Source organism: Vibrio sp. ER1A, from assembly GCF_000733315.1.
GTDB lineage: Bacteria > Pseudomonadota > Gammaproteobacteria > Enterobacterales > Vibrionaceae > Vibrio > Vibrio mediterranei.
In genome coordinates, this window is record NZ_JPJA01000094.1 from 55,494 (window position 1) to 67,735 (window position 12,242).

Here is a 12,242-nt window from a genome sequence, read left to right on the forward strand (position 1 = left end):
TCATGGTAATGCCTAGGTTAATTAGCTTTTTAGATTATATGAATCAGTCATCTCTAATTTCAAATTGTTAGTCTGGTATTAAACGAAAGTTTATTAATATAGTTATCAAAATGCGATTTGTATCACAATATTGCTGATTTTTGTGATAATTAACGCGTTAATTGTGTAACAGTTATGCAACAGGTCTCAAAAAGTGGAACAAGTGTGGTTGGTTAGGGTTAGCCGAGCATTTTGTAAATAAAGTGTCAGAAATAGGTCTAATATCGAAGTCGGCAATATTTAAATAATTCCTTTGTCATTCTTATTTATTAAATCAATGACAGGATAAATAACCGTCTGAGGCTAACATGACGTCTACTTTAAGCAAGGATGCTGGTAGTTTAAATAATACGCAGTACTTTAAAATAAACAAGAAAGTTCTTATTTTTATTACCGTGGTTTCTATTGCGGTAAATGTGCTTTTTCTTGTGCTTCCTTTGTTTTCGATGCAAGTTTTTGATCGTGTTCTTTCTTCCGAAAGTCGCGAAACGCTTGTAATGCTTGCAATAGTTGCATTGTTCCTCTTATCTATTCAAGCGCTACTCGATTGGGTTCGTGGGCAAGTAATGTTGCGTTATGGATATGGCGTTGAGCAACAGTCCGCAGACTTCGCCTTTAATGTTTCTATGCTCAAGTCACAACAAAGCAATGGAATATTCAGCCAATCTCTAACTGATTTATCTCGAGTTAAAGAAACTCTCACTTCTCCTGGCATCTTTGCGTTATTTGATGCTCCATTTGCACCTGTTTTTTTAGCGGTCATGTATCTCATGCACCCGCTGCTTGGACACTTTGCGTTAGCAGGCGCAACGGTTCTCTTTGTTATATCGATCATAAGTATGATAGTGACGAAGCGCTTGCAGAATAATGCAAGCCAGCATGCGAGTACGTTCAATACATTAACTAGTGATTGGCTTAAAAACGCTGAGATTGTTCAAGCATTAGGTATGAATGACAATTTGGTCGCGAAGTGGCGTAAGGAATCAATAAATCCGACAGTAGACAAAGCGAACGCAGACAGAATTTCTCGAGCGATTTTAGCACTTGCTAAGTATGCTCGGATGCTGTTGCAAATTGGAGTGCTATGCGTTTCGGTCATTCTGGTATTAGAGAACGAAGTTGGTGCTGGAGTATTAATTGCCGCATCGATGATTATGAGCCGAGTTTTAGCGCCAGTTGAGCAGGCGATCCATAACTGGCAAAGCTGGTTAGAAGGTTGGAAAGCACATCAAAGATTACGCAAGTCTTATCTCGAACAACCAAAAGAAGTCGTCGAACTACCAAAGATTAAAGGCGCTGTCGGATTCGACAAAGTTTTCTTAGGTCACCAAGGTAGTGAGAAGCCGTTGCTCGAAGATCTTACTTTTTCCATTCCTGCTGGTGCATCGGTAGCTATTGTTGGAGGTAGCGGTGTAGGCAAATCAACATTGGTCAAAGCTATTCTAGGTTTGGTTAAACCTGTAAGCGGTGAGGTGCGCATTGATGGCGCAACACTTAACCAGCGCCAAGTATCAGAACTAGGGAGGCAAGTTGGCTATGTTTCCCAAAATAGTCAGTTGTTATCGGGCACGATTGCGCAAAATATTTGCCGATTCGATGAGAATGTTGATGCGAAGGACATCGTCGATGCAGCCAAATTAGCTGGTGTTCACGAGATGATTCTGTCACTCCCAAATGGCTATCAAACACTGGTTGGTGCACTAGGAATCCGATTGTCTGGTGGACAACAGCAACGAATTGCCTTGGCTCGTGCGCTATATACAAAACCAGCCTTACTTATATTGGATGAGCCCGATTCTAATCTTGACCATCCAGGGCAGGCGGCACTGATTGATTTCATTGCTCATGCACATCACAAGCAAATTACCGTCATTGTCATTTCACACCGCATGTCGATTATTCAGCATACCACCTTATGCATGGTGTTAGGTGAAGGGCGCCTCCAGCAATACGGTAAAACGACCGAGATCTTAAATATTCCTGCATCGTCAGCAAACAGCATAGGGAGTGTGTCATGAAACTAAATCATTCAGAGACATCTCGTTCGTTCAATCTCTCTTTGACCTACTTCATTCTGTTTGGTTGGCTCGTATTGTTGGTTTGCTTTATTGGAATTGGTTATTGGAGTTATAGCGCACCATTAAGTTCAGCCTCGTTGGCACCAGGGAAATTGGTGACAGAGCTCGAGAATCAGAAAGTGCAGCATCATACCGGAGGGGTAGTCGAAACGCTTCTCGTCAAAGAAGGTCAGCGTGTCGAAAAAGGAGATTTGTTACTGGTGCTCTCGGATCCATTGCTTGTTAGCCAACTCGAACAACTGAATCAAAAACGTTTTATCGTCCAAGCTCGCCTAGCTCGAATTGACGCAGAGCTTTCAGGAGAGGCGATTAATTGGGGGAACGAGGAGAACCTGACTCCAATTCAAAGTCAGATACGTCGTGATCAAGCATCACTGTTAAACCAGAATCGTCTGATTCATAAAGAACAAATGATGTCACTCCGCCAGCAAATGGCTCAATCAGAGAATGATAGAGACAGCTACAAGGCTTGGCTTTCAAGCGACGAACATTCTCTGACATTGCTCAACGAAGAAATCGAAGCGAACTCAGCTCTATTAGAAAAAGGGTATGTATCAAAAGTTGCCTTTCTTGAACTAAAGAGAGAGTACTCAAGCTTGGTGGCAAAAATAGCGGAGCACCGTACTCGAATCAAAAGAACCAATAACAAAGTTGCTGAGCTTGAATCTCAAATGGACGCACTAAAAATAGACTTTATGCGCACCGCTCAAGAGAAAAAGCAAGAGCTAGTATCGGAAGAGCAAGCAATCTTAAAACAGCTAAAAGCGTCTAATACGCTAAACGACCGCATAGAAGTACGCGCTCCAGTTGGAGGCGATGTGATCAATCTCGTTATTCACACTCAAGGTGGTGTTGTTGCTCCAACAAGCACGATACTGGAGATCGTCCCTAACAATACCCGAGTGGTCGCAAGCGTTAACATTCAACCCAAGGATATCGAATCGGTGTATGAAGGTTTGTCGGCAAACATCCGCCTGACTTCATACAGCTTTCGACAAGTCCCAGCGGTAACAGGTGAGCTTATACACCTCTCCGCGGACAGCATCGTAGATGAGCGGCTAGGCGGTCATTTCTATCAAGGAAAGATAGCCCTCGATGCAACGGAGCTTCTGGATCTTGGCTTAGATCTGAAACCGGGTATGCCGGTAGAAGCACAAATAGTACTAGAGGAACGCACTGTTCTTGATTATCTACTTTCTCCGCTGATACAGAGTATGGAGAAGGGGATGAGAGAGATATAGAGCAACGTTAGAAAGGAAATCAAATTATGTCAGAGAAAATGGTAGATAAATACGGCGATGGTAATGACTTTATTCGTGACAACAGCTCCGTTGATGACCTAATCGATGGTGGCAAAGGAAATGACTTTATTCTAGGTAAACAAGGCGATGATAAAATCAAAGGTGGGAAAGGCGACGACATCGTTGAAGGAAACCGAGGTAATGATGATTTAAAAGGAGGTAGTGGTGAGGATCTTCTTTTCGGCGGGGTCGGCAATGATACATTGATTGGCGGTGATGATGCTGATACGTTTTCAATGCGGATCTGGAAAGGTGGTGATAACACAATATCCGATTTTACCTTGGGAGAAGATAAGCTGCAGCTTGTGTTTAATCGTAAACACTATGTCCTAGAAAACGACGTCGTCACAGAAAGACTCAAAGCAAAATTTGACACAGAGGACCTGAATCAGAGCCAGACTGATCGTGTTGAAGAGCGTGAAACGAAAATTGGAGAACAGCTTGAAGCCCAAGTATTGAAAGCCGCTGGCAAAGCCGACATGGAAAACGTCACAGACGCAGATAGCTTCGTGCAAGAGTCGATAGATAATCACTTGGACATCAGCTCGAATGAAAGTGGCGACTTAATTCTCACATTTCTAGATTATGATGCTGATGCGAAGCGAAACTTAGGTACAAACATAACTCTAAAAGATTTTTTCGTAACAAATTCTGGCCCTCTTGCGGACCAAATAAGTGCGCACCTAGCTTTAGGAAACACCGAATCTATTATTGCTCTTTTGTCTAATCCAGACGCGACTGCTGCAGGCACCAATGACGATGAAACTATCGGTGCATCGCCCTCGGAATCGTTACCGGCGTTTACGACTGACGGAAATGACTATGTTCTTGCACTTGGAGGCGATGATAAGTTTCAGGAATATGGGGGACATTCACTGGGTAATGACATCCTTGACGGTGGCGAAGGGTTTGATACCGCGAGCTACTGGTATCAAAAGGGACACATTCATGCCTCGGTAAATGATGATGGTAGTATCAAACTGGAGCAGTTTCTAACATCGAAAGAGCATTCGAATACAGAAAGTGCTGCGGATTTCACCGACACGCTTATTTCGGTTGAAAAAATCATAGGTACTCGTGGCGAAGATCAGTATGACTTCAGTGGTTTAGTTGATCCATTATCAGGAACGAGCAAAGGTATTACGATTACCGACACCAGTGAAGCAGCCAGTAACGATTTTGCAATAGGTAGTGATTTTGATGATGATATAAATCTAGTGTCTGGTGATGACATCATTTACGGTGGAAAGGGTAACGATACTCTGAAAGTAACCCTTGGAAACAACAAGCTTTACGGTGAAGAAGGAAACGACCATCTCAATGGTGGTAACCACAGTGACTATCTAAACGGTGGTGATGGAGACGACTACATCGTTGGCGGTAATTACTATGGTGATGGCAGTGAAGATCGCGATGACACACTGATAGGAGGGTCTGGTGAGGATACCCTACGTGGTGGAGGGGGTAACGATTACTTCGAGACGGACGGTAGAGGCTCAGTTGAAGATGATATTGTTGATGGTGGAGATGGCTACGACATACTTTTCTACAATGATCACTTAGTAAATGGACTAGGTACTGATGCTGCTCTCAATATGTCTGTGAAGGGTAATGGGGGTTACCAATCCATCCAGATCTCTGCCGTGGATAACTCTGGACAGATAAGTAATATATTGTCAACTGATATGGTCAAAAACATCGAAGAGATTCAGGGCACTCGTGGTGACGATGTCGGTGATTTTAGTGGTTTAAATCATGGCATTGTCTATAAAGATAAATGGACTGATGCTGGTGATGAAAGCATGGTAGGAAGTGATCATGCTGATATATTTGACCTAATGTGGGGTAATGATACTGCTTATGGCGGTAAAGGTAATGATGTAATAAAAGCGAGTGGTGGCAACAACGAATTCTATGGTGAAGAGGGTGATGATAAATTACATGGTGGTAATCACAGTGATTTACTTGTAGGTGGTAGTGGCAACGACTTTTTGTCTGCAGGTCGATATTACGCCGTACATGATGATGACCTGACAGATATTCATGACATATTGCGAGGCGGTGATGGCAATGATGAACTGCGTGGCTCTGGTGGTAATGATGAACTGTACGGTGGTAACGATGAGGACAAAATTTATGCAGGAAACGGTGATGATGTAATTTACGCGGACGCTAAAGTTGCTGGGTATTTACGTTCTGAAATGGCCGATGATTATGTAGATGGTGGCGATGGTATTGATACACTTTACTATAGTGACAATTTAGTTGGGGCGACTCACCTAGAAGTAACTTCAAACAAAGGAGTTATGTCTGTCATTGCAAAAGACAATGACACTGAGGTTGCAACAGATACTGTGAAAAATGTGGAGGTATTACACGGGACCCGAGGTGATGATGTCATTGATTTCAGTGGATTAGGGCATGGAATGACCTATATTGACAAGTGGACCGGTGCTGGAGAGGATACAGTCACTGGCTCCGATTACGATGATATTATCAATGTTATGCATGGTGATGATACGGTCCACGCAAGCTCAGGTGAAGATTATGTTGATGGCGGACACGGTGTAGATAGTTTGGTATTTGCAGCTGGAACGGCAATTACCGTTGAAGCTCATGGGGCTACTTATCGAAATGAGTATAAAGTTAGTGTCGATGGTACTGATGACTTTACGATCATCAAAAATGTTGAAGTTATCAAGATAGGCGAAGCTGAAACCTCTTTAGATGATTACTTTCCAACAGTATAACCCGCTATAAACTGGCAAGGCCTTCGGTTTTATTCCTGAAGGCCTTTTTCATACGGTGCAATTGGTTCATCGACTAACCCTTCTTCTTCCGTGTCCATAATCGGCTCCTTCGGCCCCAAAAACTTCGGTTGAGTATTCATAATATACAAATCCAAAAACGCCTTAGTTCTGGCAAATACTTCCCTTAATCTTACTGAAAACCCTGACTTGGATGTCGGTCCAGACACCGCTAAACATGTTGCATTAATATCGTATGATCGTGCGATAAACAGAGCTCGTTCACAGTGAAACTTCTGCGTGATGATTAAGAAGTCATCGGTATCAAAGATCTTTTTGGCACGAACAATCGAATCTAGCGTTCTAAATCCGGCGTAGTCCAAGTGGATAGCTGGCTCAGGAACTGCTGCTCTCAACAAGTCTCGTTTCATTGTCCATGGTTCATTGTATGAACGGTGGGCGTTATCGCCACTGAGTAGGAAATGAGACACTTTACCTTCGTTGTAAAGGTCAATCGCCGCCTCAATGCGATGGGAATAGTACTCGTTGAGAGTTCGACCTAGATACTTACTCGTGCCAAGAACGACTGCGACCTGAACATTATCAATATCGTCGATAGAGGTGAGAATGCGGTCTTCGGCTTGCCAACTCACCCAACGGTCAATGGACGCGATGAAGACGACGAACAAAACAACTGTATAACAAGCGATACGAAGTGCTCTCTTTAAGAAAGAAAGCACGGTGCTGGATAACAACGTTTCCTTGTTAAATCTAAAGGTCACTAAATCTGACGATTCCTTTGAGCCCAAATACCTATACTCACAAAGCTTAGAACCACGATGGCGAACATCAAGCCTGGTTCTGTATTAACTAATACGTTCTTTAACAATGGGGTGGCTTTAATAATGATCAACCCATAGCCAAATGCATTGAGTAGTATAAAGCAGACCGTCCGAATTACGAAATTTGTATCTCGTAATGCGTTCCTTAAGAGGCGGTTGATATCCGCACCTAGTACGACAAGAGAACATGCGATTAGTGCCGTAGAAACTTCAAAAAGATAAGGAGCAATAAAGCGTCCTCCCGGAGCGAAAATATCGAGCATGTCAATGTCCTTGCTGCAGTATAACGATAGAAATGAGCTGACTATTAAACAAAAAAAAGGCTCTTGTAAACAAGAGCCTAAATGTGATGTCGATTCAGATTAGAATGCTGAACGTTTGTATTTACGGTAAACCGGCTGCCAGAAGTTGTCGTCAATAGCTTCACGCAGAGTTTCATCTGAGCGTTCTTTCGCCACTCCTTGTTCAATGGCTTTTTTCGCCACGGCGTAAGCAATTTTCTTAGACACTAAATGAATCTCTTCAAGTGGCGGTAACAGTTGACCTGATCCTTTCTGTGCAAGAGGAGAACACTCTGCGAGCGCACGACTTGATTCCATCAACATTTCGTCTGTAACGCGTGATGCTTGCGCTGCAAGTACGCCTAGACCAATACCAGGGAAGATGTAGCTGTTGTTACATTGCGCGATAGGGTAGGTTTTACCTTCGACAGCTACAGGGTCGAATGGGCTGCCTGTTGCAACCAGTGCCTGGCCATTTGTCCAACGTAAGATGTCATTTGGCGTTGCTTCAACACGGCTAGTTGGGTTCGACAGCGGGAATACGATTGGACGGTCGCAATGTTGATGCATCTCTTGGATGATCTCCTTGCTGAATAGACCAGGCGCACCTGACACACCAATAAGGACCGTAGGTTTACCATTACGAATAACATCATGTAATGAGAAGCCTGAGTTCTCCGATGTCCATTCTTTGGTTTGTTCGTGTTTTTGTACCAGACGTTGTTGGAAGTCGAGTAGGTTAGGCATGCCTTCTTGTAGAAGTCCCCAACGGTCAACCATGAATACTTGAGAGCGCGCTTGCGCATCACTGATGCCTTCAGACACCATTTGCGCGATGATCGCTTCAGCAATACCACAACCTGCAGAACCCGCACCTAAGAAGGTAACTCGCTGTTCAGAAAGCTTGCTACCTGCTGCTTTACATGCTGCAAGTAGAGAGCCTACGGTCACCGCAGCGGTGCCTTGAATATCATCGTTGAAACAGCAAATACGATCCTTATAACGTTCAAGTAACGGCATTGCATTTTTCTGTGCAAAGTCTTCAAACTGCACGAGTGCATCTGGCCAGCGACGTTGAACCGCTTGAATAAAGTCTTCTACAAACGCTCGGTATTCATCACCAGTAATTCGCGGATGGCGCCAGCCCATGTACATTGGATCAGCAAGACGTTGTGGGTTATTCGTACCAACATCAAGAACAATAGGCAGTGTATAAGCTGGGCTGATGCCACCACACGCTGTGTACAATGCCAGTTTACCGATAGGAATGCCCATACCACCAATCCCTTGGTCGCCCAGTCCTAGAATACGCTCACCATCGGTTACAACGATTACTTTTACGTTGTGGTTACGTGCATTGTTTAGCAAATCGTCAATACGATCACGATTTGGGTAAGAAATGAAAAGACCACGACCACGGCGATAGATGTTGGAGAAGTTCTCACACGCAGCGCCTACAGTCGGCGTGTAGATAATCGGCATCATTTCAGAGATATGATTTTGTACTAAGCGATAAAACAAAGTTTCGTTAGTATCTTGGATGTTACGCAGATAAATGTGTTTATCCATATCGCTTTCAAAGCTGGTGTATTGCTTGTAAGCGCGATCTACTTGTTCTTGAATTGTTTCTGTTGTTTCAGGTAGAAGCCCTTCAAGGTTAAAGGACATTCTTTCTTCAGCAGAAAATGCACTGCCTTTGTTCAAAAGTGGGGTACTGAGAAGTGCAGGGCCCGCGTACGGGATATAGAGCGGTCTTTTGTTGTTGTTCATTCGGTTACCTGTCTAGGAACAGTCATTTGGGATTGGGAACAATTTGCGGGTTAATTTAACACAATTACCTATTCTAAGCGATGACGAAATGTTAACTATTTGTATTCGGTTTGCGGTAAAAAGCGAAGTGAGTCGAATGTTAATCCTCCTATGGGTATACTCCTTCACAACGACCTTGATTAGCAAAGCAAAATGACAGTCTTACCTATTGATTCTATTGAACAAGAATTTAAACAAGCCTTGAAACAATCACACCTTATCGTTGAAGCTGAAACGGGTTCAGGAAAATCGACGAGACTGCCTCTTTGGTCGATGGATCAAGGACGAGTGCTGGTGGTAGAGCCGAGACGAATTGCCTGTACATCACTGGCTAACTTCGTGGCAGATGGACTTGGTGAAAAGGTTGGAGAAAGCGTTGGTTATGCTATCAAGCTTGAAAACTGTTATACCGAGGCGTCAAAAGTGGTGTTTGTCACACCAGGTGTCGCCTTGAGGTGGTATGCCGAAGACCGCCTGAAGAGCTTTGATGTGGTTATTGTGGATGAGTTTCATGAACGACGGTGGGACACTGACTTATTGGTTTCGATGTTAAAGCGCAATCAAACTCATAAAACAGTGATTACTTCGGCTACTATTGAAGGTCAAAAGCTAGCTGACTACTTTGATGCCCAGCGCTTGGTTGCACAAGGAAGAGTGTTTGATGTGGTAGTTCAGCACCATCGAAATGACAGTCGACAACTGCCTGATGCAAGGCATCTAGAAACACGTGTTAAAAGTGCGATTGAGCCATTGTTAGGCGAGCTTGCAGCAGATATCTTGGTATTTGTTCCAGGGCGAAAGGAAATTCAGCAGATAGTATCCTCGCTAAAACCTCTTGCGGATCAGTATGACGTTATTCTGGCGCCGCTGCATGCTTCTGTGACTGAGCAACAGCGTTCTGTTGCAATGTCAGTTCAAGATAAGCGCAAGGTCGTGATTGCAACAAATGTTGCGGAAACCTCTTTGACGATTCCTAATATCGCGGTTGTTGTGGATTCGGGATTGGAAAGAAGAAATGTACAGCGTAATGGACAAACCACGTTAATGCTGACTCATATTTCTAAAGCGAGTGCTGCTCAGCGTTCTGGCCGAGCAGGACGAGTAATGGCAGGGACATGTATCCGTCTTTATGGTGAGCATGCTGCTCTTGATCTGGTCACCCCACCAGAACTTCAACGTGAATCGATTGTCGAGCCTATGTTGGCTGCTGCGACATGTGGATTAGCGCTTAACGATCTCGAATTCATTGATGCGATACCTGAGAAATCACTTCAAGCCGCCAAAGAGCAGTTAGTACAACTTGGTGCGATAGATGACATTGGTATTACCGAGCATGGGAAAAAGTTATACCCATTACCGATTGATACTATTTACGCTGATTTGGTCACTAAGATGCCTTCTAGGGCGCTAAAGGAGGCTATGATTGACCTAACTGCTGCACTATGTGCGACAGGTAAACTGTTTCAAATCACCAGTAATGAAGAGCTATTGATCAAGCTGGACCTAGAAGAGCCGTTAGGTTGTGACGCAAGTATTCTTATTGGCCTAGTAAGAGGCAAGCGGTACACAGGTCTGACGGTCGACCAAGATTGTTTGCGTGAAGCACAAGGGTTATCGGAGCAGATGCGTAGTGTATTTGAATTGCCGAGTCTGGAAGTGGCTTCTAGATATCAACGTGATGAATTGATAAAGCAAATTATCCAAGCGAACAACGCCTTGCTGTATGTGAGACGAGAGCGGCGACGTGACGCTTTTGGTAACGGTTTTGTCGAAGTGTTGTTAGGACGACAGAATCGAATTAAACCGAAAACAGAAGCAGGGCTGGTATTAGCCACTCATAGCTTACCTGGCCGAGGCGTTAAACAGACGATGACACTGGCCACATTACTTTTACCAGTCGACATAACTCAGCTTAAAGAACTTAATGTTGGGGTATGGGTGAGCGGAGAAACGATCGAGACCGACAAGGGTCTTCAGCATTGTGAACATCTGATGTATGCAGGTCGCAAGCTGGCGGAGCGCAGGATTGCGCCTGAAGGCGATGTCGCTTTGAAAGCCATCGCCAAATCGATCAGTGAAGGAGCTATCTTTCCCACGTTGGCAGAACAGCTTACCGAACGTATGCTGCATTGGAAGTTGTATGTTGAACTAGGTCTATCTGACCAAACCGGGTCAGTAGACGAAGTATCATTGGAGTCTTGGATAGCTGAACAACTGTCAATGCTCGGTGTAAGTTCATTTGAAGATCTTGAGCTTATTGATGAGCGAGATTTTGTGTTTAACGGCGTTCCAGATTGGGAGTATTCAGATTTTGCAGCTAAGTACCCATTGGTCATTCAGTTAAGTGGTCTGCGTTTAACTGTCGAGTATTTTGGCAAAGGCAAGCTTATACACGTCCAGTTCCATTCAGGCTCTCGAAAAGACGATCCTAAACGCAAAGAACTGCCTGCTTGGTCTGGATGGAAAGTAAAGTACAAGAAGGCGAGCCGAGTGTTAGATCTTCGTTGAGCCAATGATGTTTTAGTCAACAAAAGAGTGGCGAATGCTGCTATTGATAGATGTGCTATACATAGTTAACCAAGTGGCATTGTGGTGATGTACTTTTGTTCACATTATGTTGCTATTTGGATTTTTATATCACCTTTTGATGTCTAAGTAGGGTATAAAAGATGATTTTTATATATCCTATTGCTATATAAGAAAGTTTGAATAATAGTAGTTGCATAGCATTCTGTAATTGGGAGTGGTTATGTGTGACAAGAAAATATCACCGGTAGAATTTGATTACACCAGTTTCCTCGGTGCATCTTGTAGTAAAAAATGGACGTTCCTTGAAGCGCTGACTTCTGTAGCGCCAGTGTTTGGTGAAGCGTGGAAAGAGAGCACAAAAAATCAGAATATTGATCCAGATAGCCGTCTTTGGGAGAAAGCGCTGAGTGCCTTATCGAGTCGAAGAAGTGACGAGTCGAATTTGGTCGCGCTAATGAAAATCGCTCGCAAAGAAAACATCGCGTGTCTTAAGGTTGTTATGCCTTACTCATTAGAATCTGAACAGATTCAGCTTATTCAGGATAAAGGTAACGTGAAAATTGTCGTGATACCTAACGAAGATGTATTAATCGCTGAATTTCACTAGATCACGTTG

8 protein-coding genes are annotated in these 12,242 nt (G+C 43.7%); 5 read left to right on the plus strand and 3 right to left on the minus strand.

Annotation, left to right across the window (positions count from 1 at the left end; all coding sequences use genetic code 11):
* The first annotated feature begins 347 nt into the window (after positions 1-347).
* The 3 genes from HW45_RS23540 to HW45_RS23550 are packed head-to-tail and all read left to right on the plus strand — an operon-like array spanning position 348 to position 6,168.
* Positions 348-2,057 carry a type I secretion system permease/ATPase gene (locus HW45_RS23540; protein WP_038230255.1) on the plus strand — a complete coding sequence of 570 codons (1,710 nt, stop codon included), beginning with the start codon at positions 348-350 and terminating at the stop codon, positions 2,055-2,057.
* Positions 2,054-3,358: an HlyD family type I secretion periplasmic adaptor subunit gene (locus HW45_RS23545; protein WP_038230258.1), complete on the plus strand. Its 1,305-nt coding sequence runs from the start codon at positions 2,054-2,056 to the stop codon at positions 3,356-3,358. The genes HW45_RS23540 and HW45_RS23545 overlap by 4 nt, the downstream gene beginning before the upstream one ends.
* Before the next feature lie 26 nt (positions 3,359-3,384).
* Positions 3,385-6,168, plus strand: a complete 2,784-nt coding sequence (locus tag HW45_RS23550; protein ID WP_038230259.1) for a hypothetical protein — start codon at positions 3,385-3,387, stop codon at positions 6,166-6,168.
* A 29-nt stretch (positions 6,169-6,197) separates the two neighbouring features.
* On the opposite strand, the gene HW45_RS23555 is transcribed toward HW45_RS23550, so the two are convergent.
* From HW45_RS23555 to HW45_RS23565, 3 genes are all read right to left on the minus strand, one after another.
* The gene (locus HW45_RS23555) at positions 6,198-6,875 is read right to left on the minus strand and encodes a SanA/YdcF family protein (RefSeq protein ID WP_038230640.1); all 678 of its coding nucleotides are present in this window, start codon (positions 6,873-6,875) and stop codon (positions 6,198-6,200) included.
* Positions 6,876-6,946: 71 nt separating this feature from the next.
* The gene (locus HW45_RS23560) at positions 6,947-7,270 is read right to left on the minus strand and encodes a DUF3392 domain-containing protein (protein WP_006070787.1); all 324 of its coding nucleotides are present in this window, start codon (positions 7,268-7,270) and stop codon (positions 6,947-6,949) included.
* A 99-nt stretch (positions 7,271-7,369) separates the two neighbouring features.
* Positions 7,370-9,058 (minus strand): NAD-dependent malic enzyme, encoded by a 1,689-nt coding sequence (locus tag HW45_RS23565; RefSeq protein WP_038230260.1) that lies wholly within the window; start codon positions 9,056-9,058, stop codon positions 7,370-7,372.
* Positions 9,059-9,250: 192 nt separating this feature from the next.
* Between HW45_RS23565 and HW45_RS23570 the strand changes: the two genes are divergently transcribed.
* Positions 9,251-11,605 carry a DEAD/DEAH box helicase gene (locus tag HW45_RS23570; RefSeq protein WP_038230263.1) on the plus strand — a complete coding sequence of 785 codons (2,355 nt, stop codon included), beginning with the start codon at positions 9,251-9,253 and terminating at the stop codon, positions 11,603-11,605.
* A gap of 241 nt (positions 11,606-11,846) precedes the next feature.
* The gene (locus HW45_RS23575; RefSeq protein WP_038230265.1) at positions 11,847-12,233 is read left to right on the plus strand and encodes a hypothetical protein; all 387 of its coding nucleotides are present in this window, start codon (positions 11,847-11,849) and stop codon (positions 12,231-12,233) included.
* Positions 12,234-12,242 lie beyond the last annotated feature (9 nt).